This window comes from Mycobacterium sp. 1245805.9 (genome assembly GCF_001672915.1).
GTDB lineage: Bacteria > Actinomycetota > Actinomycetes > Mycobacteriales > Mycobacteriaceae > Mycobacterium.
Map to the genome: position 1 here is coordinate 1 of NZ_LZKR01000082.1, position 562 is coordinate 562.

The window sequence follows — 562 nt, forward strand, 5'->3', positions numbered from 1 at the left end:
TGGTGCTGTTGACCACCGCCATGGCCGGGCCGACGTCGGACATCCGGATCCCGCTCAACCGCGCGGTCGTGGTGCTGGTCATCGACGTGTCGGAGTCCATGGCGGCCACCGACGTCGCCCCCAACCGGCTCAAGGCGGCCGAGCAGGCGGCCAGCCAGTTCGCCAGTCAGCTGACGCCGGGCATCAACCTGGGACTGGTCGGCTTCGCCGGCACGCCCTACCTGCTGGTGCCGCCGACCCCGCAGCACGAGGCGACCCTCGAGGCGCTGAAGAAGCTCGAGTTCGCCGACGGGACGGCGACCGGCGAGGCGATCTTCACCGCGCTGCACGCGGTCGGGGCCGCGGCCATCACCGGCGGGGACACGCCACCGCCGGCGCGCATCGTGCTGCTGTCCGACGGTGGCGAGAACAAGCCGACCGACCCCAGCGACCCGCACGACGGCGCCTTCACCGCGGCGCGGCTGGCCAAGGACCAGGGAGTGCCCATCTCGACGATCTCGTTCGGCACCAAGGGCGGGGAGATCGAGATGAACGGGCAGCGCGTCGCCGTCCCCGTGTCGAC

At 72.1% G+C, this 562-nt stretch carries 1 protein-coding gene; it reads left to right on the plus strand.

What is annotated here, in order from left to right; all coding sequences use genetic code 11:
- A partial coding sequence (locus A9X00_RS12355; RefSeq protein ID WP_156772051.1) for a VWA domain-containing protein occupies positions 1–562 on the plus strand: 562 nt, incomplete at both ends.